This window comes from Rhodospirillales bacterium, from assembly GCA_016712595.1.
Lineage (GTDB): Bacteria > Pseudomonadota > Alphaproteobacteria > Rhodospirillales > Defluviicoccaceae > Defluviicoccus.
In genome coordinates this window covers 1,126,752-1,152,327 of sequence record JADJQT010000001.1, presented here as the reverse complement: position 1 = coordinate 1,152,327, position 25,576 = coordinate 1,126,752, and the positions used below count along the sequence as shown (strand labels likewise).

Below are 25,576 nucleotides of genomic sequence, written 5' to 3'. Positions count from 1 at the left end.
ATCAGCCTCCCGTGCCGCTTTTTCTCATCGGTCGCGCCTATAATTCTTCCGTGTAGGCTTCGTGGAAGCGATTGTTCGAGCGGAACTGCGTCTGGATGTGCTCTGCCCGTCGCCGGTTGCCGAGCATGGCATCGACACAATCAGGATCGAAGCGCCGCCCGGCTTGATCGCGCAGAAAGTCGAACGCCCGATCATTCGTCCACGCCGGTTTGTAGCAGCGCTCGGTGGTCAGCGCGTCGAATACGTCCGCGACGGTAACGATCCGCGCTTCTAACGGGATTCCGGCACCGGCGCGGCCCTCGAGGTAGCCGCTGCCGTCGTAAGCTTCGTGATGATAGCGGACGATGTTGCGCAGGACCTCGACGTGCTGACCGGAGCCAACGTTAAAGCCGGTGGCGATGCTTTCGACGATGCCCATTCCGGCCGAAACATGCGACTTCATAATGGTGAATTCATCATCGGAGAGTTTTTTCGGCTTCAACAGAATCTGGTCGGGAATGGCGATTTTCCCAACGTCGTGCAGCGGGGCGTAAAGAAAGACGTACTCGACGAATTCGTCGTCGATGGCGTCTCCCGGATCGCGGTCGGCAAGCGCCTTGGCGATCAGACGAGCATAGCGGGCCATACGATCGAGATGGGCGCCGGTTTCCTCGTTGCGCGAATGGCTCATCGCTCTCGCCACGTCGATCGCCGAACGCAACGCGGTCACGCGCGAGACCTCGTTGATGATCAGCAGCGAAATCAGGTGGGCGTGGAGCTCGAGATGACGGACGACCGCTTCGGAAAAATAGCCGACCACACTTGAATCGAAGAACATGAAGCCGAAAAAGCGGCCGTGATCGTAAAATGGAATAGTATAGCTTGAACGATACCCTGTCTGGACCAGGCGCAGGATGTGCAGGCTGCCGCTGACCCCATCGATCTGTAAATCGTCGATGACGCGCACGTCATGGGAAAGCGCGAGGTCGCGCAGCGACGGTACTTGGTTCAGCCGGGCCTCATAATGGCTGAACGGCGCTTCGCCGTCGGTCGAATGCACGAACGTTTTCAGGATGTCCGTCTGCTCGTCGTAAATGGCGACAGCGATGCGGCCGATTTCCGGTCGTTCCAGCTTCAGGCTCGCATGGATCTCCTGAAGCTGATTTTGGACCGATACGGTATTGCTCAACGTTTCGATCACCGCCGCTCCAGGCTCCCAGCATCAAAGAATTTACAACGTTAGCGATAAGCAATGCTCGGCGCCAGTCGCCCCGCGCAGCATGCCTGCGCAAAAACATCGACAAGCACTTTCCGGACCGATCTCGGGGAGGGGGACGAATTTTCTGGTGCGTGCGCTCTTACCTGCCAAACTCAATCCGAGATTGAAGGCCCCTGATTGGAAGATCGCCAATGCGGCCACTGCCGACCTTGCGCCAGTTGAGATACCTCGTCGCCGTCGCCGAGCATCGCCATTTTGGCCGCGCGGCTGAGGATTGCCTCGTCACCCAGTCGACTCTCAGCGCCGGCATCCGCGAGCTTGAAGACGTGCTCGGTGCCACGCTCGTTGGCCGCAGCAAGCGGCGAATCGCGATGACGCCCCTGGGCGAGGACATCGTTCAGCGCGCGCGCGCCATGCTGCGCGCGGCCAATGATATGGTCGATGCGGTCGAGGCCGGGACCCAGCCACTCAGCGGATTGCTCCGGCTGGGAGTGATCCCGACCGTTGCCCCCTATGTTCTGCCGAAGGCCCTTCCGTCATTACGGGCGGACTATCCGCGCTTGCGCCTTTATCTGCGGGAGGATCAGACGGCCCGCGTGCTCGATCTGCTCGACGGCGGGCGATTGGACGGCGCCATCATCGCGCTGCCGTATGCGACCAACGACCTCGAGATCATGCCTCTCGGCGACGACGCGCTCCTAATCGCCTGCCCCAAGACGCACCGTTTCGCCGGACGGGAACGGTTGCAGAGCGGAGAGCTGGCGAGCGAGCGGATGCTGCTTCTAGAAGACGGGCACTGCCTGCGCGATCATGCGCTCACCGCCTGCCGCCTGCTGCCAGGGCAGGCGAACGAAGATCTGCAGGCAACCAGTCTCGGAACGCTGATGCAGATGGTGGCGAGCGGCCTGGGTCTGACATTCGTTCCCGCCATGGCGGTGGATGTCGAAACGCGCGGTGATACCAATCTGACCGTGGTTCCACTCGCCGACGGCCATCCGTCGCGTCAGATCGCGCTCGTCTGGCGCCCCGAATCCGTCCGGACTCAGGATATGCGGTTATTGGGAAACCGGTTGAAGGATTTCGTCGTGGCCCCGCTTTGTGGGCTCCCCGGCGCCGCGACGATGGCATGACGCACGAAAGCGCCAGCGAGGCCAGCCATGGGAGCGATTTTACGCCACTGTTCGCATCGCCACGTCGCCATGCTTGATCGGCGGGCCGGTCGCTGGTCTAATCACCGCCGTCACGCCCGTCAGCGGCGATCGACGCGGACGCGATGAAGTCCCGGATGGGTGGCCGAGCGGCTGAAGGCACTCGCCTGCTAAGTGAGTATGGGTCAAAAGCCCATCGAGGGTTCGAATCCCTCCCCATCCGCCATTAAAGTGTAGCGTAGTCTGGCGTGCCGACGGTGGTCGAAGCGTAGAATCGGTGTTCTCTACGCTACTTGCTGACCGGCCCCTCGGCAGCAATGCGCCTCCATATCGGTCGTTCCAGGCTTGGTGCTCCTTCCTAAAACCTGCCGCCCCGGCGTACCGGCACGTGCCAGACCGAAGGACGGGGATTGGGACCTAGCCGTCAGTCTGCTTTGGGATTGCAAGTATTTAAAGCGGCCATAGGGATAAGTGCGCCAATGCGTCCTCAACTCGGCGACCGGGATCGGACGTCTCAGCTGTCGAACGACTGAACATCGGCCTTGATGCCATTGAGGCGGAGGATCGACGTCACGGTCCGCGCCCACGCATTTGCACGATCGATCGATTGACTGAGAATGGGGCTGAACGCGACCACCCCGCCACAGCCGTCGGTATCGCCGAGGCCTTCTCGCTTCAGCCAACGTGCGAACCCACGCCTAGCGTCGAACACGCGCACCAGCGCGGTGCCACATTCGCCTTCCGAAATCGCCGCTATTCCCGACAGGAACATCGGCGTCGGGACGTGCCCCTCGCCAGCCCGAACCCCGGCTGCGTTCGCCAACGCCCAGAGCTGCGACCACTCGGCAGTCCCCCGCGCACCCGGCGGCAGGATTGGCGGCTCGCCCGGCTCAACGGCCTCTGCATCGCGCGGGTCGGGATAGGCAGTCGAAAATGACGGCAGCGCACCGGGGTTCATATTCCATCCGGTGACGATCACAGCCGTCTTCCCCGCGCGGTTGCGGATGCGCATCGGCACTTCGAAGCGGGCGCCGTATCCGGTCTCCCACTCGTTGAGCTTCACCGCATTGGGCTCGGCCATCAGCAGGCCCGAATAGAATTGCGCAGCCAGATATCGCCAGTCCTCGGGATCGATACCGAGATCGTCGATCAAAAAGGCAGCCTTCGACTTCCCATCTTTGCTGGTCCGGTCGAACAGATATTTGGTGAACTTGCTCTCGGGCATGATGGCCTGGAGGATGTCGGACGATTCCGCGATGGCCTTGAAATCGAACGTCTTGCGTCCGGCGTTCAGGAGGAAGACGCGTCTCATCTCTTCGAGAACTCGCTGCTCGACATCTCCAGCCTGTTTGCGCGCTACACCGTCGGCAGCCTTCTTTCCGCGCTCAGAGATCGAGCCGCGCGGAAGCCCGTCCGGCCCAGAGCTCGCGAGCCAACCATAAGGCTGCCATACTGGACCACCGGGCTTGAACGTGGCAGCCCCCTCCAGAGGCCAATCCTGCTCCCCCTCGTAGCTAAGCACCTGCACGATCGTCCCATCCTTGATGGCGGCGGCGTAGATCAGACTGTCGAAAAAACCACCGCGATGGACGGGATTGCCGGGATCGATCGCGAAGGCGCCGACATAGCCCGGCACCGCGCGCAGACTGACATCCATCGCGTCACGGACATCGACATCGAGCGCCGAGAACGCGACGCACTCTCCGGTATGGAGTCTGAAGATGTCCAAACCGGACTGGCGATCGACGCTGTGCCAATCCTCGCCAAGTGAATCGAGCCATTCCCAGATCACGTATTTGTAGATATCCTTGTCGTGTGAGACCGTCCAGCCGCTCCCGCGCTCGAAGCCGTGGACCCCGGTCGTTCGCTCGGCGAAGCCCGACAAGGTCGGCACCCCGACCCGAAATTGCGAGCACGTGCGCCCCGAGGGATCAGCAGTTCCAAGAGCAGTAAGCACCTCGCTCGTGAAATAGGCCCACTGCGGATCGGGTAGCCCTTCAACGCTACCATCGAACAGAAACGCACAAGGGCTGGTTGGGCGCTGTTTACTGGATTGCACGGCATCCCCCATTTGTCAGGAGATGGTCACCGATCCGTTCCGGATCAATCTTCCACATCGTATCCCAGCCGGGCGTCATCAACCAGACAGGCAGGAGACGGCCCCCATCTTGCCGGCCCTGGTATAGAGAATCCGCCGAACTTCTATCCAATTCCATCCATTTCGATAATGACCATTGCACGGGAAAGGCCTGGCGCCCGGACATGACTGACTACCGCAATGTGGCAACTGCCTATCGGATCGCGCTCAAGTCTCTCGCTCGCCGATATCTCGAACTTCACGACGAGATCGCCGACCTCGATGCCATGATCGCCGCCATCGTCGACGAGCTTGCTCCCGCCCTGGTGACACGGAATTCCATCGGTCACGCGTCCGCCGCGCAGCTCCTCCTCACCGCCGGCGACAACTCCGAGCGCCTGCAGTCCGAAGCAAGCTTCGCTGCACTCTGCGGCGTGAGCCCGGTCCCAGCCTCTTCCGGCAAGACAACGCGCCATCGCCTCAACCGTGGCGGCGACAGGGCAGCCAACAGCGCACTCCACATCATCGCCATCGGACGGCTTCGCACCGACACCCCCGCACCAAAAGCTATATCGCAAAGCGTATCGCCGAGGGCCATTCCAAGCTCGAGGCCATTCGGTGCCTCAAGCGCTACATCGCGCGAGAAATCTTCTCCCTCATCCGCCAAAGAAGGCAGGAGATCAATCAGGCGCAGATCGCCACTTGACAAACAGAAGGGCATCCGCGGCTCGCAGTACGCCAGCCAAGGATACTGGGAGATGCCGGCAAAGCACGGCCTCGAGGGCTCGATGGGACGGCGCGGCAATCCCTACGACAACGCCAAGGCGGAAAGCGTCATGAAGACGCTGAAGGTGGAAGCCATCTACCTGATGGCCTACGACAGCTTCGAAGACGTCATAGCCGACCTTCCCCGCTTCATCGATCAGGTCTACAACACCCGCCGGCTGCATTCCGCGCTCGGATATCTCAGCCCATCACAGTTCGAGGATCACCACGCCCGGCAGACGGTCAAATCCGCAGCCTGATCCTGTCCATCCCAAGGGGCGCAGTCCAGATCCCGGGCAATCTTCAACGCCGATTGACACCTTCGCGTTGTCGGCGGCTTTCCTGCGCGGCGGCGGACGCCTCGCGAAGGTAGGTCGTCTGTTCGCGGATGGCGGAAACGGCGGCGGCGGCATCCCGGGCTTCGATCGCCCGGAGAAGCTTTCGATGTTGCTCGACGATCGCCTCTCGGTCGCGGAACCGGGACACGACCATGTTCTCGATCGGCTGAAGCGCCTCAATCACCGCGAACATGACGAGCTGGATCACCGGGTTATGGGTCGCGTCGACGAGGGCGCGGTGGAAACGCACGTCCGAGCCGCAGAACTCTTCGTCGCCGATGCCGGCACTCGCCTGGACGTCGATCTCCGCCGTCATGATCGCGAGTTCCGCGTCCGTGCGCCGTTCCGCGGCAAGCCGCGCGCAAACCACCTCCAGCTCGTACCGCGCCTCGAGAACGTTGGACAGATCGAACTCGCCAAGCCCGACGAGGAGAGCCAGCGCGGTGCCGATCATTGACCCGACTTCTTCGCGGTCGGGACGATTGACGAAGTTGCCGCCCGCCGGTCCGCGTCGGGAGCGGATCAGGTTCTGAGCGGCGAGACGCTTCAGCGCTTCGCGGATCGTCGGACGCGAAACCTCAAATCGCCGGGCAAGTTCCTCCTCGGTCGGCAGTCTATCGTCCGCCTTCAGACTGCCGTCGGCAATTGCGCCACGAATGCTTTCGGCAATCTGCTTGGCGAGACTATCGGTCACCAGCGGAGTATATTTGAACGCCATTTTTTCCTGACGCCGTTGTTTCCAAATCACCGCGGATCGGCTGCATCGATTGCCGGCCCCGGCCGATCGATCGTTGGCAGGAGAGCCCGCTCCGCAGCGATTCTGACACTGATAGCCGAATCCCGCTGCGAGAGCGAACGGAATTTGAACATTCTTAAATTTATCAATTTGTTTGACAAATAGGCGAATATCGCTTTTGCTCGATGTGGGATGACGAATGATCGACCTCAGGGCGAAACGAATAAAGAACAACTTGATGGAGGAGACGAAATGCGAACGGCCGCAATCGGACTTTCTATCGTAATCGGGCTGGCACCCTCAAGTGTTGATGCCGCAAACTTCAAGTGCGATGACAATGTTCTGCACCCCACGTACTCGGTGGAAGAACAAGCACTTGTCGATCAGTTCTGGAATGAAACGCTTTTATATTTAGACGCCTATGTCGATGTGCTGAGTACGCCGACCGGGCGATGCAAAGACTCGGCCGAGGCCACGATCCAGACATTCGACGCCACGACGGGCAAGAAGCAGTCGCGCTGTATCCTCAAGTACCGCGATATGGAACTGATGACCAAACACCTGAAGGCGATCCTCGCCGAGCCGGACAAGGCCAAGGCCTGCTTCGACCCACAGAAAAATTACACCGAATTTCAGCTGTATACGCCGAACGCGAAACTCCAATCGGTGTCGGCGGTAAGCCGATGGCTCGATCGGCCACTGCTGACCGACTACTTCACAAAGATCGGCGGGCCCATCGGCAAGGCCGGGCTTGAGCTGAACGAGAACTTCGTCGAAGTCACCTCCAAAACCGACACTCAGGCGCACTGGAAGCGTGACGTCAGCATCAACGGCTTGCCGAACCTGTGGGCGTCGGTTGGCTGGATCCCGTTCTACGCGGAGAACGAAAATGCGCGAAACGAACGCTTTCGCGGCGGCTATCTCTACGCCGAGGTCATGGGGCCTTGGGGAAATCTCCGGATCGCCGAAATCGACGGAGAGAGGGTCGGGGCCGAGATCGGCATGACCGTGCAGTTGTTCAACTCATCCTATCCCTACCACTACCATCATCCCCAGGAGATCTACATCACCTTAACCAAGCCGCAGTGCATGGATCAGAACAAGGACATGGTCATGCATTGGGACAGCGACGCGTTGCATCAGGAACGCGTCGAGGGGGGATGGGCCGTCACCGTCGATGGTTCTGGCGACACCTGGAAGAAGTGGTTCACGAACCAGGATCCGACCAAGGAATGGCTGTCCTATTTCGAACGGAACGCCATCCATGCCTTCTATCTGAAAGAGGGCTGCAACGCCACTATCAAGAACTCCGGGTTGGTAACTGTCTGGGCTCGCTCAACCTCGCGCGATAACCAGCAGTCGACCCGGCTGTGCCACCCGGCCGACGGTAAGCCCCATGTCAACGACATGATGCCGTGGACAAAGGCGGTCTGCGATCTCAAGGACTGGGCGCCGTAAGTCAAGGTTGCTCGTTCGTCCTATTCCTGCGCGCTCCGGCCCGCCGGAGGTGCATCCCGACAAATACTTCAGACGGAAGGTGACGACATGACATTCAAAGGCTGGAGACTCGATAAGACCGATGGCGCGTTCAACTGCGCGCTGACCGACCTCGACGAGGCCGAAATGATGGACGGGGACGTCACCGTCGACGTCCAACACTCGACCATCAACTACAAGGACGGGCTGGCGATGACCAACGCGGGCCCGGTGGTTCGGCGCTGGCCGATGGTGCCGGGGATCGATTTCGCCGGGACGGTCAGCAGCAGCGAGCATCGTGACTTCAAGGCCGGTGACGCGGTCGTCCTCAACGGTTGGGGCGTCGGCGAAGTCCATTGGGGCGGTCTCGCCGAAAAGGCGCGTGTCCGTGGCGATTGGCTGGTACCGCTGCCCAAGGCGTTCACGCCGGCGCAGGCGATGACCATTGGCACCGCCGGTTACACGGCGATGCTATGCGTCATGAAGCTACAGGATCACGGGGTGTTGCCCCAGGACGGCGACGTGCTGGTGACCGGTGCCGCCGGTGGTGTCGGGAGCGTGGCCGTGTCCATCCTGGCGAGCCTCGGATACCGGGTGCTGGCGGCGACCGGGCGTGAAAGCGATGCATCCTATCTCAAGGAACTGGGCGCCGCCGAGATTGTCCCGCGTGCGGAATTGAGCGAAAAGGGCCGGCCGTTGGGCAAGGAACGTTGGGCCGGTGCCGTCGATTCGGTTGGCAGTCACACGCTTGCCAACGTTCTGGCGTCGACCAAATACGGCGGCACCGTCGCAGCCTGCGGCCTGGCTCAGGGCGCCGATCTGCCGTCGACGGTCATGCCGTTCATCTTGCGCGGTGTAACTTTGGCCGGCGTCGATTCGGTCATGTGTCCGAAACCGGTCCGGCTGAAGGCATGGCAACGGCTCGGCGAATGCCTGCCGTTGTCCAAGCTCGAAGCGATCACCTCGACGGTCGGGCTCGCCGACGCCAGAAGGGTCGCCGAGGACATCATGGCCGGAAAGGTTCGAGGCCGCGTCGTCGTCGACATCAACGGCTGACGCGAGCGCCGGTGTCAGCCAGCCTGAATTCGACTCCGATTTTGGAACAAGTGGCCTGATTGGAGCGCGGTCGCTGCCGCCAAGCCGGCGGGTCGGCTTCCCGTCGCCGCCCCCGTCGGCAACTTTCATGTCGCTCGAGGCGACCGTGAGCCACCATGTCTGTACAAGCCTCGAAAGCGACGATTGGAACGTCTGCTTTTCGATTTCTCGAAACGTCGTTAATGGTGAACACCGTCGTAATGGCCCAACTCTGCTCGGCGATCCCACGCGAGATATTCGGGCTTCCGCGACGAGGCCCGCTGGCGCCGCACATCCCGCCCATCGCCAGAAGGCAATATAGGTGCTAAATCCTATTTTGCTTGGCGCGCGGCCATACGCTTGGTATGAGCACCCGAGATCAGGAACTGCGCCAGGACAGAGCGCTGTCGCGAGATCCCCCGCAGGGCTTGGTGTCGGCACGAGAGATGTACGGGCCCCTTCCCGCCATGCGGGAAAGTGGAGGTGGCCAGCCCGAGACCTCCCCAGCGACAGCCGCAAATTTTGGGAAGCCACCTGGGAAGCCAGGAAGCCACCCTGGAGTCGACCCGGAAGCCAGCCGGCCAGAGCAACCAGCCTTTCGCTTCACCCTTTCGGATGCAACGACCATGCTCCCATTCCTGCCCGAGCAGATCGAGCAATGGCCGATCGCGCGGCTGAAGCCGTATGCGCGCAACGCGCGGACGCACTCGGATGATCAGATCGCCAAGATCGCCGCCTCGCTGGTCGAGTACGGCTGGACGGCGCCGGGGATGGTGGCGGACGACGACGAGATCGTCGCCGGCCACGGCCGGCTGCTGGCCGCCCGCCAGCTCGGGCTGGAGCAGGTGCCGGTCATTCGCCTGGCGCACCTGACGCCCGAGCAGGTGCGTGCGTATCGGATCGCCGACAATCGGCTGTCCGAGCTGTCCGGCTGGGACGTCGCACTGTTGGCGGCAGAGCTGCAGGCGCTCGACGCCGACGGCTTCGACCTGGGCCTCACCGGCTCCGACTTCGAGTGGAGCATCGACGACTGCTGCGCCGCCAACCTGTCGGCCGTCGTTGCCGACGATCCCGGCCAGCAGCGCGCCTTCCGCTTCCTCGGTAACCGCGTCTTCCAATGCCAGGGCGTCAAGCTGCTCGGCGGCAAGCATGTGCTGATCGCGGGCAACAGCTTCCGCCTGCCGTTCAACTACGCGGTGTTCCTCGGCGGCGACGACAGCTACGGCGAGGGAGCCAGGGCGATCGAGGACGTGCTGGTCTACGGCAACACCGTCACCGACCTGGTGACCGCGGATCAAGTGGGCAACGTCAACGTCGTCCTGACCAAGCGCGGCGCGGACGAATGGATCGTCAGCGGCGATCTTGCCTGAGACAGCTTCTTGATGCCGGCCGCTGCGGGACTGCATCGAATTTCCGGATCGGATGTCTCGAAAGCTCGACAATGTGTGCGCCGTCGAATTCGATGGAATGCTCGCTTGTCGCGCTGAGCCTGTACGCAGGAGACGTCAAGCGTCTTGCCCGGCGGCCGTCACCCTTGCGGGTCAGGACGGACACCGGGCGAACGCGATCATCATGGCCGGTCCTGGACGCCCTGATGCTCACCCGGCGCATCCGTAAATGCTCCGGCTCCGGCGGTATTCGAGGGCGTCCGGGCGACACGGAACCCCAAGTTGTTGTTCCGATTGTCGGGATTGTTCCTGTTGCGGATCGCGGAGCGGAGGTTCCTCGAATTGTTGTTCCAGGATCCGCCGCGGTTGACGCGTTCGCGAGAGGGGACCGGGCAGGCTCCCGCTTGGGGCACGACGGCCATCGCGGAAGGGGGCAACGCAGCGGGATCGAAGGGGCCGCCGCGAAAATGGCATGGCGCAAACGCCACGTATTCGCGTGTTCGGAATGGGCGATCCATGAGCGTATACGGCGTGCCGCGTCGGCTTCGTCGAGACTGCCGACGCGCATGCGATCACGAAGGCCGCGCAACCGGTTGCGGAACCGGCGGACGTTGTCCTCCGGCAAGCGGCGGCCTCCAGGGAACAGCACGTAGCCGAGAAAAGTAGTCGGTTCGATCGTGGCGCGGATGAGCGTCTTGCGCGGATGCAAGGTCAGCCTCCGGCCGGCGAGATAGGTGCCGATGCTGCGGCGCCAATCCACCAGCGCCAACGGATCGTTGCCGAACAGCACGAAATCGTCCACGTAACGCAGATAACCTTTCGGGCGAAGCACCTCGGTGCAGTAGTGGTCCAGCCCGTCGAGGTACAGGTTGGCAAAGAACTGGCTGGTGAGATTGCCAAGCGGCAAGCCACGCCGACGCTCCCAAGGTGTTAGGAGATCGTCGCCCGGGTAATGAATATAAACCGGTTCTTGCGGATTCGAGCCATCGATGATGCTGTCGATCAGCCAGAGCGTCCGTTCGCAAGCGATCCGTCGGCGAACAGCACACTTGAGGAGTTCATGGTCGATAGCCGGAAAGTAGCGGTAGATGTCGCATCGGAGCACATACGCCGAGCGGTCACGGAAGCGCTCGTAGCGGGTAACGGCGGCGTGTGTGCCCTTGCCAACCCGGTTGGCGTAGCTGTCGAAAATGAAGCCGCGCTCGAAGATCGGCTCGATGACGGCGCACAGCGCGTGATGGACGACCCGGTCGCGGAACGGAGCTGCGGAAACAAGGCGCGGCTTCGGATCCTCGATGCGGATGGTGACATAACCGCCGGGCCGATAGCTTCCCGCCTGTAATTCCCGTTCGAGCTTGAGGATCTCGCGCTCCAGACCCGCCATGAACGCGGCCGGCATCGGCTTGGCGCGCTTGCCCTTGATGGCGCTGCGCGCAGCAGCGTGAAGCGCCGGAAACGTGGCGATCGCGCCGAACAGGTCGTCAAACCGCTTCGGGGGCATGACTTGCTTTCAGCCAGCCGCCGACGAGACGACCGATCTCGTCGATGGTTCGGGCGGCGTGCTCATAACGGCGCAGATCGAGGATTTGCAGATCACTGGCGAGGCGGATCAGCAGACGCAGCTTTTCCAGCTTCAGATTGACCGAGCGCAGGACTGGAGCGCGGTTCCGGGTGTAGGTGGCCTCGACCAGACCTTCGAGAATATCGAGAGCAGCGGACTGAATTCGGTCACCGAGCAGAAACTTCTGCGCGCGCGGAAACTTCTCGACCGTCGGCACCAGCCACACGACGAACTGATAGGCCTTTTCCAGCGCAACTCCGGTCTGCCTGGCGTTATCGGCCACCTCGTTCGATGCTCCAAAAAAAATCGGCCAGGGCTCCGCCCTGGACCCAAGAGGTAAAGTGGTAAAGATTCAAGTCCTAATGAAGCGTCCGGGCGACACGGAACCCCAAGTTGCTGCCCCGACCGCCGGGACCGTCCCTGCCGCGGATCGCGGAGCGGAGGTACCCCGAATAGCAGTTCCAGGATCCGCCGCGGTCGACGCGATCGCGAGAGGAATAAATTCCTTCGTTGTCCGTCCATGCCGAGCCGTCGGTCGGCGCACCCTGATAGGTGCCGTGCCAGACATCCCCGACCCACTCCCAGACGTTGCCATGCATGTCGTACAATCCCCAGGGGTTGGCTGGATACCCGCCAACCTCCGTCGTCTTGCCGTGCTTCGATTGATCGTAGTTCGCCTGTTTCGGCGTGATCGCATCGCCCCAGGAATAGCGGGTGGTTGTTCCCGCCCGGCAGCCATACTCCCTCCCGCTTCCGACGGCAACCGGTACGGCTGCCCCGTCTCCCGCGACAGCCACTCACAGTAAGCCACCGCATCCCACCAGGACACGTTGATCACCGGCCGACGGCCGCGACCCCAACCCTCATCGCCAAGCCGCTCCCGCTTCGTCATCGCGCAAAAATGGTCGTATTCCTCAAACGTCACCGGGTAGCGGCCAAGCGCAAAACCAGCATCAATCCTCACCCGGTGCTGTGGGCCCTCGCTATCATAGCGTCCTTCCTCCCCCGCCGGCGAACCCATCAGAAACTCACCCGCCGGTAACATAACCAACTCCGGACACCAAGGCGCATCGACGTCGCGGAAAACGGTCGAAACGGGAGGTATCGGAGGGACAGGCGGCGGCATCTTCGTCGCCAACACTCCCTCAATTCGCTTGTAGACGCGGACGTGCTCTTCGAATTCGAGACGCCGAGTCAAAACCCGCCGAACCGCATCGATACAATAGGCGTCACCGCTTCGAAGCATCTCCTCCAATTCGGCAACGGCACCGAGACGCGCAAAAACATCGGCATTGTTCAAAGCCGCGAGGAGGTCCTCCCGAAGCCGAACAGGGTTCCGTGCCAGGATCACCTCGCCCTTGCCACCGTCGACGAAAAATTGCGGCGACATCGCCGGCCCGTCGGACGGCAGACTGCGGTAGACGTAGTCATAAAGATCTTGGACGCTGATGAACTCCTGGTCCGGCGCGGCATCACCACTCATCAAGCCCCGCACCAAAAGGCGCGTGAACAGCGAGGTTCGCCCGTCGGTGCCGGTCGGCCCTTCCTTCAGCGCCGATGCATCCCAGGCGAAGGACTGTGCATCGGAAGCCGTGAGCACGTAGCGGCCAAGACCAGGCTGGGCACCAGGTGCATCGCCGCTGTGCGCAAACGTCGCGGCCGTGACCGCGGCCGTCGCACCAGCCTTCCGTCCGGCCATGAATGCGCCGCTGTGGCAGCAGTCGAGGACCAGCACCTGCCGCCGTGCCCGACAACGGTCCAGCCGGGCACGCAGCCATCCTGCTTCCAGGCCGTCCGCCTCAGGCAGATCGACGGTCGTCTCGCCGAGCGCCAAGTAAAAATCATTGTGCGCGGTGAGGATACCGTGGCCGGTGTAGTAAAGCAGGAGCAGCTCATTTGGTGTCGTGCCCGCACACAGGCTGGCAATCGCGCGGCGGACTGGTTGCAGCGGCTGATCCAGCAACACCTCCACGGCATCGAAACCGCCAATGGCCGGATCGGCAAGGGCACTCCGTAACGCTTCGACGTCCTCCGCCGGCGCGAACAAGCGCGCCAGACGCGCGTCAGCGAAGTGGCTGTTGCCAATCAACAAGGCCCGTTTTCTGCCGTCGGTCATCGTCGTTCAGCGTGGGTCCAGTTGCGCCACCAGCGCGGCAACGTCGGCGGACGACGTGCGGCGTGGATCGAACTCGACCGAAACCTCGCGGCCCTTTCTCTTGATCGTGACCTTCGTCGCCACCGCGCCGGGCCGGCTGAGATAGTCTCTGATCATTCGAAGCACACCATCGAGCGCTGTGGGCGCAATCTGCAGCAGCAAGGCGCCCAGCGCCGCGACCTCTCCGCCAGATTTTGCGGCATCCGGCGCAGGCTCCGAGCCCTGTCGGATTTCGCTGATTTCCGGGCGGTCGGCCAAGCCGGCGCAGAGCGCCCCGGTCGCAGCGCGAATTTCCTCCGGCGTGGTATCTCCGGATGCGGCGACAATGACCACGAGATCGAGCTGATCGGACATCTGTTCCCCCTGTTGCTTGTTTTCCGGCGAAAGCAAAACGCCGTTCAGCTGCCGGGTGCGCTTTCCTTGGACGCGCCCATTGCCGCGGATTTGGCGGACCAGGTCAGCGTTACCTTCAGACCGCCCTTGGCGTCGGCGCTGAATAGCTTGATGGCGCCCCCGGTGCCGATCTCCACTGACGTCTCGACCACGATCGTATCGGGTGCGCGCGGCGTCAGGGATTCCAGCGCGCCGGCGACGACGCCGAGCGCGTCACCCATCTCTTTGGCGACGTCGACAAGCTTGCGGCGCACCGGCTGACCCGGCGAGAGTTCGCGAAAGCCACCCCCGACACTTGTTGCCTCGGCGACGACGACTGCCCCCGACGGCAATTCCAGCTCGACGATTGCCGACATATCCCCCTCCCTGCGTTGCAAAGCCCTTCCCCTTTGATACTCTTTGCAAGCTGTTGGGAAAAGTGGCGAAGGGGGGATGAGCGGATGGCGGGAGAGCAGGAGGCCATCGCCGCCGTGATCGATCTTGACGGCAGCTTCCTCGGCACCGGCTTCTTCTCGCGCGGGGTGCTGGTCACCTGCGCCCATGTCATCGACAATCGCGAGCGCGTTCAGGCTCAATTCGGTACGGAAAAGGGCCGCAGGACCATTGCCTTTCGACTGCTCAAGGTATTCCCGCCTCGCCAATCCAGATTATGCGACGAGCCGCATGCGTTGTGCGACATCGCCGTGCTTCGGCCAGATGAACGGCTCAACATCGCTTTGCCGGATACTGAAATTGCCGCCGGCTCCGCCTGTGGCGGGGAGGTGGCAATGCGCGGCCATGTCCTGGACCCGCGCAGCGGTCGCATTCTCGTGCCAGTTCGCGCCACCATCGATGCACATCCGCAACCCAACGGCTGGCGGATCGCCACACCGCTCGACCGCGTTGCCGATGCCCCGAGCGGTGGAATGAGCGGCGCGCCGGTGTTCCACGATCACATCACGGGCGCAATTGGGATGCTCTCCATGGGGGAGGAGGATGGACGCGGACTCTGGTTGGTCATCCCTGCTGAAGCGCTGCGAGAGGCTCTTGCCGATGCCCTGGGAGATCATAAGGCCGACAGCACTGGACCGAAATTTGCGCTCAGAGAAATTCATGCCTCGACCTATTCAAGCTATGCTCATGGAGAACTCTTTGCGCCGCGCCAGAAGGCGCGGCCTGGTGAAGGTGTCGAAGTCCTGTTTGACGTCAGCTTCGGTTGCTCTCCGGATGAAGATTTCCCTCAACTTCGCGAAGTCGATATCGCTATTACGCTGCCGCCCTCATGTTGCGCTGCCGATGTGATTGGGCTTAAAGCGCCACACAAGACCGAGATGGATGTGACCATCCGCTGGCGAGGTCGTCTGAGCGAGCCGCGTTGGCGGCTCAGCGTTGCCGAAAACAATCAAAGCCTGCACGGTCGCAATGCAGCGCTTGATGGGCCACCGCTATTCCGGATGCCGGAAGCAGAAGCGGGGCAGAGGTTTCGCTTTCGGATGATGGCATACGCGAACAAGGCATACTTCGTTGCCGAAGATCTGCCGGGGCCTTATGCGCAACGTTCAAAAGCGCTCAGTATGGCAGCGTCGAAGATTATCAATCGCTTGCAGCTCATGGAGATTAATCGGCCGAATAAGGATGGCGCCATTGTCTTTTGTGAAAGCGAGGCCGAGGTGGTGAAGGTGGAACAATGAGCATCGCCGAGGAAAGCATTGCAACGATTTCGGTTTGGTCACGGGAGCGGATCCTGGAGCGTTCGGAGGCAGTGCGGACAGCGCCGGATGGTGCCCGCTTTGACGCACTGATCGCGCTGGCTGAGCTCGACCCTACAGAAGATCTGCGGTTCATGGACGGGTCCGGGATCGACTTCTCGGATTGCGACCTGAGCGGCTTTGATTTCACGGGGGCAAACCTCACCGGCTGCACGTTTGAGCGTGCCCGCATCGCGGGTACGATCTTTGACCAGGCGCAGGTTGACCGTCGGACCCTGCGGCGAGCCGCCGATTGGCCTGAACACCTGCAACGCTGGCGCCTGCCCGAGCGTCAGCAGCCTTCCGGTGCGCACCTTCCTGATCTGGCAATATTTGGGGACGCGCCTTGGTGTCCGGAGTTGGTTATGTTACCGGCGGGTGAGTTTCTGATGGGTTCGCCGGCGGGGGAGGAAGGACGCTATGATAGCGAGGGCCCACAGCACCGGGTGAGGATTGATGCTGGTTTTGCGCTTGGCCGCTACCCGGTGACGTTTGAGGAATACGACCATTTTTGCGCGATGACGAAGCGGGAGCGGCTTGGCGATGAGGGTTGGGGTCGCGGCCGTCGGCCGGTGATCAACGTGTCCTGGTGGGATGCGGTGGCTTACTGTGAGTGGCTGTCGCGGGAGACGGGGCAGCCGTACCGGTTGCCGTCGGAAGCGGAGTGGGAGTATGGCTGCCGGGCGGGAACAACCACCCGCTATTCCTGGGGCGATGCGATCACGCCGAAACAGGCGAACTACGATCAATCGAAGCACGGCAAGACGACGGAGGTTGGCGGGTATCCAGCCAACCCCTGGGGATTGTACGACATGCATGGCAACGTCTGGGAGTGGGTCGGGGATGTCTGGCACGGCACCTATCAGGGTGCGCCGACCGACGGCTCGGCATGGACGGACAACGAAGGAATTTATTCCTCTCGCGATCGCGTCGACCGCGGCGGATCCTGGGACAGCATTTCGTGGTTCCTCCGCTCCGCGTTCCGTAGCGGGATCTTTCCCGGCGATCGGGTCGACTACTTGGGGTTCCGTGTCGCCCGGACGCTTCATTAGGACTTTAATCTTTACCACTTTACCTCTTGGGTCCAGGGCGGAGCCCTGGCCGATTTTTTTTGGGGGGGTACAAGGGTCATTCGGTTCGGGGAATGCGATGGCCTCGGCCTACGGATCGAACCCGATCACACGCGCGATTGGCCAATATGAGAATATTTGGACGTCTTACGAACCCTGCCTCGCCGCAGAAGCCTCGCCAAAGCGAGCAGATAGCAGCCGCAATCTGTAACCTGTTATAGAACAAGCTGAAAACAGAGACGGTTCGCGCCGAACCTCCCCATCCCCGTGACTTTGTTGTCGAAGACGTCGTCGGTGATGGCGTGGCGACCCAGATCAGGGTTCGTCCGGCGAGCAGCGAGAGCGCCTGTCCGGGTTGTGGCACGCGATCGAAGCGGATCCACAGTCGGTATCAGCGGTGGCTGGCGGATCTTGAGCAACGATACCCTGCTGCGCGTCGTGCGCCGGCGCGGCAGTGCGCGCTTCGTTCCGCCGACCGTGATCGGGATCGACGACTGGGCGTGGCGGCGCAACCAGCGCTACGGGACGATCATCTGCGATCTGGAACGGCGCAAGACCATCGCCCTGTTGCCGGATCGCGAACCGGCAACGGCCCGGGCCTGGCTCTCGGATCAGCCGCAGATTGGCGTCGTCGCCCGCGAGCGTGGCGGAGGTTATGCTTTGGCGGCCGCAAAAGCTCTGCCGAAGGCGATCCAGGTCGCCGACCGCTGGCACTTGATGGAGAACGCCAGCCGAGCCTTTCTCGACGCGGTGCGCAAATCCATGCGGCAGATCCGCCGCGTCCTCGGCGCCGCCACGATCGATCCCGACCTGCTCACCGCCCCAATATGCGAGACACGGGGCGGCTGCAATATGAGGGATACCTGCCGCCGAAAGGAGACGAACGCCGTCCTTCTCGGCCTGGCCAAGGAAGGGGCCTCGATCAAGGAGATCGTCCGCCGTACCGGACTGAGCCGCGGTCTCGTCCGCAAGGTCGTGCGCGGTCAACGCTCGGATGTTTTCCGGGTTCGCGAGAGCTCCCTCGAACCCCACCTGCCTTGGCTCGAAGCCCAGTGGGCGGCCGAGGCCCGCAACGGCGCGGAACTCTGGCGACAGCTCAGAGGCCAAGGGTTCCGCGGCTGCCTTCGCCTCGTTTCCGAATGGGCGACGCGCCGCCGGCGAGCGGAGAAGGTCAATGGCATCGTTAAAGATCAGGCGGCGGTCAGGACGGCAATCGTCTCCCCATGGTCCAATGGACAGACCGAAGGCCAAATCACCAAACTCAAGCTCGTCAAACGCCAGATGTACGGCAGAGGGAAAATCGACCTGCTCCAGGCCCGCGTCATCGGTGCCCAATAGGCGCCATCACCACCAAAATAGCGTCAGATGGGGTATTCGGCCTGCCGCCGCTTTCCCCAACCCTCGGAGAAGGCGCTGCGCTTCAGGTTGATGATAGACGTGGTGTGGATTGAAACAGCCACAGCATCAGATGGAGAAGCGCAGCATGAAGCACTATGCCGGTCTGGACGTTTCGGTCAAAGAGACCTCGGTGTGCATTGTCGACGAAGCGGGCGCGATCTGCTGCGAAGGGAAGGTGCCGAGCCATCCGGAGGATCTGGCGCGGTTACTCAGGGATACAGCCTGGCGGCTTGTCCGGGTAGGTCTCGGGCCGGGCCCTTGTCGCAATGGCTGTTCAGTGGGATGGCGGAAGCCGGATTGCCGGTGGTCTGCATTGAAACCCGGCACACGAAGGCGTTCCTCAAAGCCCAGGTCAACAAGAGCGACCGCAATGACGCCCGCGGCATCGCCCAAATGATGCGTGTGCAGCTATTCCGGCCCGTGCATGTGAAGACCCTGACCAGCCAGAAGCATCGCGCCCTGCTGACGGCCCGTAAGCTGCTGCAGGAGAAATTCATCGCCATCGAGAACGACATCCGCGGCCTGCTGCGCAACTTCGGGCTCAAGGTCGGCGTCGTCGGCGTGCTCAAATTCGACCAACGGATCCGGGAGCTTGTCGAGGGCTTGCCCGACCTCGTCGAAATCATGGAACCGCTCCTGGCATCCAGGAAACAGCTTCGCGAGGCGTTCATGGCACTCCACCGCAGGCTGCTCGCGATCGTTCGAGATGACGCCGTCTGCCGGCGGTTGATGACGATACCCGGCGTCGGTCCGGTCGTATCGCTGGCGTTCCGAAGCACCATCGACAGTCCAGCACGGTTCACGAGCTCAAAGGCTGTCGGCCCAGCCTTGGGGTTGACGCCCGTGCTGCATCAATCGGGAGAGAGCCACCGGCTGGGTCGGATCTCGCTGTGCGGGGACGAGATGATGCGTCACCTGCTCTACGAAGCCGCTCAGGTCATGCTGACGCGAGCACAGACATGGTCGTGGCTGAAGGCCTGGGCGATGAGCATCGCCAAACGGCGCGGTCAGCAAAGGCGATTGTCGCGCTCGCCCGCCGACTGGCGGTGATCATGCATCGCATGTGGATGGACGGCACGGAGTTCCGCTGGACCAGGGAGAGCATACCGGCTTCTGTCTGACGGGTTTCCGAAGCCTCCCGTCGCACGAGAAGGAAATCTTGAGTTCCGCCAGCCGGCGGATCGATGTCCCTCGCGGGACGATGGATGGGGTGAGTTCGCCTGGGCTCTTGTGCCGGTCGCCCGACACGTGATCAGGACGCGCGTCAGATTGTTCCACCCCATCTTCCTGATCCCATGCTGGGAGAGCCAAACGGCTGATCCCGAAGAGAAGCGCGGATCCGCGAGCGACAGCAACCGACGGAACGGCGGATCGCCTGAAAGCGCTTGACCTCAACCGGCCGAATAGAGAAGAGCCAATTTTCAACGCCGAATAACACGCGAGCGGGGCAACGGCTATCGCTGGGACTTCACCAGGGCGTGCTTCCTGCCGCTGTCGGCGGAGCCGCTCGATGCCGCCGAGCGCGATACGCCGGAGTTGGTGGAAGGGCTGGTGCAGGCGATCGAGCATATCCAGCAGCGGCTGCAGCTCGACCTGCCGAAGGCGAGCCAGCGGGCGCTGCGGAATTATCGCCGTCGCACCCGCGCCGGACGCCCGAGGTCATCGAGGTGAGGACGGAGGAGCCCACATGACCCAGGCATCCGATCTCGGCGGCATCGCCAACCCGCTGGCGGCGTTCTATCGCGCGCGGGTCAACGTCAACCTGCAGGCGCTGGGCTCGCTCGTCCGGGGGCAGCGAGACTGTCGGGCTCGGCCTCAACAACCTGCCGGCGACGAAACCAACTGGGACGGCTGGGCCGATATCCCTGACGCGCTGTGGCAGTCGATCGGCGTGCAGCTGGCGATGTTCGGCAGCAACGGCAACGGCTCCACCACGGCGACCATCCTCTCGATCGGCGTCGACGTGAAGACCGTCGACCAGACCAGCGCCGCCCGGCTGCTGCCGAGGCAGGTGCTGCCGGCGGAGAAGCTGGCCGCCGACGGCACGGCGCTGCGCAGCTACAGCGTGCAGGACATTGCCGACATCGGCTTCGCCGCCACGCCAGCGCCGACCGTCCGGACCGGCATCAGCTACACCCTGGCGCTCGGAGACAACCACAGCCTCGTCGAGTGCGCCAACGCCGCCGCGATCACCGTCGGCGATCAGCACCCATTGGCACGCTGGCCGTAACGGGGTAATTATCCCACAACTCGTCGCCAAATAGGGTGCGGCTCGTGGGTTCGTTTTCGAACACGGCAACTCAAGGCGTTACCTGCCGCCCGACGGCAGCTCAGACGGTTGCACCGACGAAGAGGCTGAGCACGTCCCGCGTGGGTCGTGGAGGGACCCGCGGCACGGAGGCGCCGGAGAGCCCGCGGACCGGGAGCACGCCGTGATCCCGGTGGTCGGCATCGGTGCGTCGGCGGGCGGACTGGAAGCGGCGAGCCGCTTTCTCGATGCGATGCCCGCTGATAGCGGGTGTGCCTTGGTCATCATTCTGCACTTAGATCCGACCCGCGAGAGCGCTTTGGCGCAGTTGCTTGGCCGCCGCACGGCCATGCCGGTGGTGGAAGTCGCGGACGGCATGGCCGCCGAGCCCAACCGCGTCCATGTGATCGTCCCCGACCGGACGTTGACGATTCTCGACGGCACGCTGCGCCTCTCCGTACCTGCCGAGCCGCGCGGCCACCGTCACCCGATCGACGTCTTCTTCGAGACCTTGGCGGAGGAATGCCAGGAACGGGCGGTCGGCATCGTCCTCTCCGGAACTGGAAACAACGGAACCCACGGTCTCAGAGAGATCAAGGCGCGAGGCGGCATGACGCTGGTCCAGGATCTGGCAAGCGCACAGTTCGACGGCATGCCGCGCAGCGCGATCTCGGCGGGGGTCGCCGATCAAGTTCTCGCCCCCGAGAAGATGCCGGAGGCGCTGCTGCGCTACGTCCGGCACCGCTACATTGCCACTCCGGATGGGATCGGAACCGGGATACCCGATGAACCTCCTTCCATGCTGGAGGCGATCCTGGCGCTCACGCGGAGCCGGTCGGGTCACGCGTTCGGCGGCTACAAGCGGAGCACGCTGCTCCGCCGCATTCATCGACGCATGGGTCTCAGCGACCGGGAGACGCTGGCCGACTATGCCGAGCTGTTGCGCGCGAACCCGGCTGAGATCAAGGCGCTCGCCAAGGACCTGATGATCAGCGTCACCGGCTTCTTCCGTGACCCCAAGGCGTGGGAGGCGTTGGATGCGACAGTGCTCGCGCCGCTGGCCGCCGAGCGGAAACCAGGTGCGGAGATGCGCTTCTGGGTGCCGGCCTGCGCCTCCGGCGAGGAAGCCTATTCGCTGGCCATGCTGGCGCTCGAGCGGGCCGAGGCGGCGTGGAAGCAGTTCGATGTGAAGATCTTCGCAACGGACCCCCAAGAGGATAATCTGAGAGTTGCGCGCGACGGCATCTATCCCGCGGCCGCCGCCGAGGCGATTTCGCCGGAGCGCCTAAGGCGTTTCTTCAACACGCTCGACGACTCCTACCAGATCAAGAAGGAACTGCGTGAACGAGTGGTGTTCGCTCAGCATAACCTGCTCAGCGATCCGCCGTTTTCGCGCCTCGACCTGATCTCTTGCCGCAACCTGCTGATCTATCTCGACGGGCAGGCGCAGGGGAGGATCCTGGCCCTGTTCCATTTCGCCTTGCGCGAGGGCGGAGCGCTGTTTCTCGGGAACGCGGAAACGATCGGACGGAATGACGAGCTGTTCGAACAAGTCTCGAAGAAGTGGAGGCTCTACCGCCGGCTTGGCCCGACCCGGCACGACGTCCTGGATTTCCCGGTGCTTGGCACACCGGTGTGGTCGCATGGCGGGGAGGTGCTCGCTAAGCCGGACCCGGAGCTGTCCGCTCGGGCCGCCGATGTGGCGCGACGCGCGCTGCTGGAGCGGTATGCCCCGGCCTCGGTGTTGATCGACCAAAAGGGCCGCATCCTGTACTTCCACGGCCCGACGGCTGACTATCTGCAACAGCCGACGGGGGAGCCGACCCGCGACGTGGTGGCGATGGCTCGCTTGGGGCTGCGGGCGCGACTGCGCAGCGCGGTGCGCCAGGCGATCGATACGGCCGAAAGCGTGACTTTCGTGGTGCGCATCCATCAGGATGACGCCGTCCGCCCGACGTCGGTGACGGTCGCGCCATTGGCTGCGCCCGGGCGGCCGACCGGCTTGCTGCTGATGAGCTTCGAGCCGACACCGGAGCTGTGCTCGAGCGCCTGCGCCCTCCCCGAAGACGCTGAGGACGGCGCCGCGAGCACGCGCGCCCTGGAAGAGGAGTTGAGATCGACCCGGACCGAGCTGCAGACCACCATCCAGCAGATGGAGAGCGCGAACGAGGAGCTGAAGGCCGCCAACGAGGAAGTCACCTCGATCAACGAGGAGCTGCAGTCCACCAACGAAGAGCTGGAGACCTCCAAGGAGGAGATGCAATCCTACAACGAGGAGCTGCATACGATCAACAGTGAGCTGCAGAACAAAATTCTGGAACTGGAGACGCTCTCCGACAACCTGGACAATCTGCTGAACAGCACCGACATCGCCACCGTTTTTCTGGACACCGACTTGCGCATCAATTGGTTCTCGCCGGGCAGCCGGGACCTGCTCGATCTCCTGCCCTCCGATATCGGTCGGCCGATCGGGCATTTCGCCTTGAAGTTCGCCGACGCAGACCTGCTGCGCGACGCCGCGACGGTGCTCGACAAGCTGATCCGCATCGAGGCCGAAGTGCGGAGCAACGTCGGCGGGTGGTACCTGCGACGCATGCTCCCCTACCGCACGCAGGACGACCGCATCGCCGGCGTCGTCGTCACCTTCGTCGACATCACCGAGCGCAAGCAGACGGCGGACGCGATCAACGAGGCGCGGATCTATGCCGAAACCATCGTCGAGACCATTCGGCAGCCGCTGTTGGTCCTCGACTCCGAGTTGCGCATCCGATCGGCCAACCGGGCCTTCCATATGCTGTTCGCGGACTCTGCGACCGAGACGGAAAACAGCCTCCTGTACGAGCTCGGAAACCGGCAATGGGACATCCCGCCGCTGCGGTCATTGCTGGACACAGTCCTGCGCACGGACGCGAAGATCGATGACTTTTCGGTCGAACATGACTTCCCGGGACTCGGCCGGCGCATCATGCTGCTCTGCGCCCGCAGGATTCTGGGCGACAGCGGCCGCGAGAATCTGATCCTGCTCGCCATCGAGGATGTCACCGCGCGAATCCACGCCGAGGCGCGACTGAAGCACGACGCCGCCCACGACGGGCTGACCGGCCTGCCCAACCGCCGCGAGTTCGAACGGCACCTCCAGCGGGCTGTGCTTAGCGCCAAGCTGCACGGTTCGGAACACGTGCTCTGCTACTTCGATCTGGACCAGTTCAAGCTCATCAACGACACCGCCGGTCACGCCGCCGGCGACGGGTTGCTGCAGCAGGTACGGGGACTTTTGGCCGGCAAGTTCCGAGAGCGGGATACGCTTGCCCGGCTGGGCGGGGACGAGTTTGCGCTTCTCTTGGAGACTTGCACTCTATCCGAAGCAAGCCGCATTGCCGAGATCATCGTTGCCACCTTTCGGGAGTGGCGCTTCGTTTGGGAAGGCCGCTCCTTTCAGGTCGGCACGAGCGCCGGCGTCGTTGCCATCACCGCCCGATCCGAGAGCGCGGCTCAAGTTTTGAGCCAAGCTGACGTGGCGTGCTACACGGCGAAAGAGAACGGGAGAAACCGAGTAATTGTATACGGCGCCGAGCCTTCACCACATCACGCGCAAATCTTCATCGCCTCGACGTTGAAACAGGCGCTCGAGCAGAACCGCTTCCGCCTATTTGGGCAGCCGATCGTTTCGCTGGCGGCGGACCGCAGTGCAGCACAGCTCCATTACGAGATCCTGATCCGGCTGCTGGGCAATGAAGATGACGTGATGCTCCCGAAAACGTTCATTCCGGCGGCCGAGCGCTTCGGTTTGATGGCTGCTATTGATCGCTGGGTCGTCGCAACAGCGTTCCGCACTTACGCCGAACGTGGCCGCACATCGGCCGGGATTGCGATCAATCTCTCGGGCGGCTCGTTGAACACCGGCGACTTCGCGAAGTTCGTGGCCGACCAGTTGAAGGTGTATTGCATGCCGTCGGACAGGATCTGCTTCGAGATCACCGAGACCGCCGCCATTCACAACCTCGATCAGACGATAGAGTTTATCGGCGAGATGAAGGCGCTGGGCAGCCGCTTCGCTCTGGACGATTTCGGCAGCGGCTTCTCGTCCTTCCGGTACCTGCGAGTCCTGCCTGCCGACTACCTGAAGATCGACGGAAGTTTCGTGGAGCACATGGCCGACAATCCTCAGGACGAAGCCATGGTGGCGGCGATCAACGAGCTCGGCCACACGCTCGGCATCGCTACCATCGCCGAGCACGCGCACAATGGTGCTGTCGTGGACCGCCTGCGGCACCTGGGTGTCGACTACGCGCAGGGCTACGCGTTCGCTGCTCCTATGCCTCTGGAAAGCCTGCTCTAGGAGGTCGACGCGCAACCTCCCATCACCCGGTGTCGACATCGAAAAACTGATCGCGGCTCAGCAAAAGACCGTTCAAGCCGTTGTTCTGCGCCACCGCCTTCCTTTGCGCGGCCGTCAGCACCGGGGCCACCATCGTCGCCGCCATCCTGTTGCAGGACGGAGCGACGACCCAGTGCGCGGTCTGCTTCGAGCGGCATGCAACATCGCGCTGCGCAGCGGCGGCATCACCGGTGCGGTGCTGGCGACCTACAGCAATGCCTGCAGCCGGGACGGTCAACTCGCCAGCACAGACTTGATCCGACTATAGGCCTCGACGAGCCGCCGGCTCGAATGAGGCGTCGACCTCGTGCATCAGGCGAAAGTACCGGGCAGGGCAATCTCGCCCACCACCACCGCGCAATGGCAGGCGGCGGCAGCCGCAACGAAGGCATGCCAGATCGCCTGCTGATAGGCGAGCTACTCCCACAGGTAGAATACGACGCCGA

At 62.8% G+C, this 25,576-nt stretch carries 17 protein-coding genes, 1 tRNA gene and 6 pseudogenes; 13 read left to right on the top strand and 11 right to left on the bottom strand.

The window, feature by feature from the left end:
• Positions 1-37 precede the first annotated feature (37 nt).
• Positions 38-1,180 (bottom strand): HD domain-containing protein, encoded by a 1,143-nt coding sequence (locus tag IPK66_05240; GenBank protein ID MBK8174685.1) that lies wholly within the window; start codon positions 1,178-1,180, stop codon positions 38-40.
• Positions 1,181-1,389: 209 nt separating this feature from the next.
• Here IPK66_05240 and IPK66_05235 point away from each other — a divergent pair, with 209 nt between their 5' ends.
• Complete coding sequence (locus IPK66_05235) at positions 1,390-2,328, top strand: hydrogen peroxide-inducible genes activator (GenBank protein MBK8174684.1); 939 nt, start codon at positions 1,390-1,392, stop codon at positions 2,326-2,328.
• Positions 2,329-2,481: 153 nt separating this feature from the next.
• A tRNA-Ser gene (locus tag IPK66_05230) sits at positions 2,482-2,572 on the top strand.
• Between the two features lie 288 nt (positions 2,573-2,860).
• Here the strand turns inward: IPK66_05230 and IPK66_05225 are convergent.
• Positions 2,861-4,417, bottom strand: coding sequence for a hypothetical protein (locus tag IPK66_05225; GenBank protein MBK8174683.1), 1,557 nt, complete (start codon positions 4,415-4,417; stop codon positions 2,861-2,863).
• A 176-nt stretch (positions 4,418-4,593) separates the two neighbouring features.
• On the opposite strand from IPK66_05225, the pseudogene IPK66_05220 reads away from it, so the two are divergent.
• A pseudogene (locus IPK66_05220) lies at positions 4,594-5,129 on the top strand (IS110 family transposase).
• Positions 5,130-5,181: 52 nt separating this feature from the next.
• On the top strand, positions 5,182-5,448 hold the full coding sequence (locus IPK66_05215) for a transposase (GenBank protein MBK8174682.1): 267 nt from the start codon (positions 5,182-5,184) through the stop codon (positions 5,446-5,448).
• A 43-nt stretch (positions 5,449-5,491) separates the two neighbouring features.
• On the opposite strand, the gene IPK66_05210 is transcribed toward IPK66_05215, so the two are convergent.
• On the bottom strand, positions 5,492-6,244 hold the full coding sequence (locus tag IPK66_05210; protein MBK8174681.1) for a FadR family transcriptional regulator: 753 nt from the start codon (positions 6,242-6,244) through the stop codon (positions 5,492-5,494).
• Between the two features lie 270 nt (positions 6,245-6,514).
• On the opposite strand from IPK66_05210, the gene IPK66_05205 reads away from it, so the two are divergent.
• The 3 genes from IPK66_05205 to IPK66_05195 all read left to right on the top strand — a co-directional run bounded on the left by IPK66_05205 (position 6,515) and on the right by IPK66_05195 (position 10,182).
• Positions 6,515-7,720, top strand: a complete 1,206-nt coding sequence (locus IPK66_05205; GenBank protein ID MBK8174680.1) for a hypothetical protein — start codon at positions 6,515-6,517, stop codon at positions 7,718-7,720.
• Between the two features lie 87 nt (positions 7,721-7,807).
• Positions 7,808-8,794 (top strand): oxidoreductase, encoded by a 987-nt coding sequence (locus IPK66_05200; protein ID MBK8174679.1) that lies wholly within the window; start codon positions 7,808-7,810, stop codon positions 8,792-8,794.
• A gap of 644 nt (positions 8,795-9,438) precedes the next feature.
• Positions 9,439-10,182, top strand: coding sequence for a ParB N-terminal domain-containing protein (locus tag IPK66_05195; protein ID MBK8174678.1), 744 nt, complete (start codon positions 9,439-9,441; stop codon positions 10,180-10,182).
• A 200-nt stretch (positions 10,183-10,382) separates the two neighbouring features.
• On the opposite strand, the gene IPK66_05190 is transcribed toward IPK66_05195, so the two are convergent.
• The 7 genes and pseudogenes from IPK66_05190 to IPK66_05160 all read right to left on the bottom strand — a co-directional run bounded on the left by IPK66_05190 (position 10,383) and on the right by IPK66_05160 (position 14,665).
• Positions 10,383-10,718, bottom strand: a complete 336-nt coding sequence (locus IPK66_05190) for an SUMF1/EgtB/PvdO family nonheme iron enzyme (GenBank protein MBK8174677.1) — start codon at positions 10,716-10,718, stop codon at positions 10,383-10,385.
• A pseudogene (locus IPK66_05185) lies at positions 10,658-11,701 on the bottom strand (RNA-directed DNA polymerase). Before IPK66_05185 ends, IPK66_05190 begins: the two are co-directional and overlap by 61 nt.
• Complete coding sequence (gene avd / locus IPK66_05180; protein MBK8174676.1) at positions 11,682-12,044, bottom strand: diversity-generating retroelement protein Avd; 363 nt, start codon at positions 12,042-12,044, stop codon at positions 11,682-11,684. The pseudogene IPK66_05185 and the gene avd overlap by 20 nt, the downstream one beginning before the upstream one ends.
• 76 nt (positions 12,045-12,120) lie before the next feature.
• Positions 12,121-12,887 (bottom strand): annotated as a pseudogene (locus tag IPK66_05175) (formylglycine-generating enzyme family protein).
• 525 nt (positions 12,888-13,412) lie between these two features.
• Positions 13,413-13,877, bottom strand: a pseudogene (locus IPK66_05170) (caspase family protein).
• A 6-nt stretch (positions 13,878-13,883) separates the two neighbouring features.
• Complete coding sequence (locus tag IPK66_05165; protein MBK8174675.1) at positions 13,884-14,270, bottom strand: hypothetical protein; 387 nt, start codon at positions 14,268-14,270, stop codon at positions 13,884-13,886.
• A gap of 44 nt (positions 14,271-14,314) precedes the next feature.
• Positions 14,315-14,665 carry a hypothetical protein gene (locus tag IPK66_05160; protein ID MBK8174674.1) on the bottom strand — a complete coding sequence of 117 codons (351 nt, stop codon included), beginning with the start codon at positions 14,663-14,665 and terminating at the stop codon, positions 14,315-14,317.
• A gap of 84 nt (positions 14,666-14,749) precedes the next feature.
• Here IPK66_05160 and IPK66_05155 point away from each other — a divergent pair, with 84 nt between their 5' ends.
• From IPK66_05155 to IPK66_05130, 6 genes and pseudogenes are all read left to right on the top strand, one after another.
• Positions 14,750-15,979 carry a trypsin-like peptidase domain-containing protein gene (locus IPK66_05155; protein MBK8174673.1) on the top strand — a complete coding sequence of 410 codons (1,230 nt, stop codon included), beginning with the start codon at positions 14,750-14,752 and terminating at the stop codon, positions 15,977-15,979.
• 152 nt (positions 15,980-16,131) lie between these two features.
• Complete coding sequence (locus tag IPK66_05150; GenBank protein ID MBK8174672.1) at positions 16,132-17,088, top strand: SUMF1/EgtB/PvdO family nonheme iron enzyme; 957 nt, start codon at positions 16,132-16,134, stop codon at positions 17,086-17,088.
• Between the two features lie 359 nt (positions 17,089-17,447).
• Positions 17,448-18,444 (top strand): annotated as a pseudogene (locus IPK66_05145) (ISL3 family transposase).
• Between the two features lie 145 nt (positions 18,445-18,589).
• Positions 18,590-19,625, top strand: a pseudogene (locus IPK66_05140) (IS110 family transposase).
• Positions 19,626-20,191: 566 nt separating this feature from the next.
• Complete coding sequence (locus IPK66_05135; protein MBK8174671.1) at positions 20,192-20,734, top strand: hypothetical protein; 543 nt, start codon at positions 20,192-20,194, stop codon at positions 20,732-20,734.
• Positions 20,735-20,936: 202 nt separating this feature from the next.
• Positions 20,937-25,091 carry an EAL domain-containing protein gene (locus tag IPK66_05130; GenBank protein MBK8174670.1) on the top strand — a complete coding sequence of 1,385 codons (4,155 nt, stop codon included), beginning with the start codon at positions 20,937-20,939 and terminating at the stop codon, positions 25,089-25,091.
• A 22-nt stretch (positions 25,092-25,113) separates the two neighbouring features.
• Here the strand turns inward: IPK66_05130 and IPK66_05125 are convergent, their stop codons facing one another.
• Entirely contained in the window at positions 25,114-25,368 is a 255-nt protein-coding gene (locus tag IPK66_05125) for a hypothetical protein (protein ID MBK8174669.1), read from the bottom strand.
• Between the last annotated feature and the right edge of the window lie 208 nt (positions 25,369-25,576).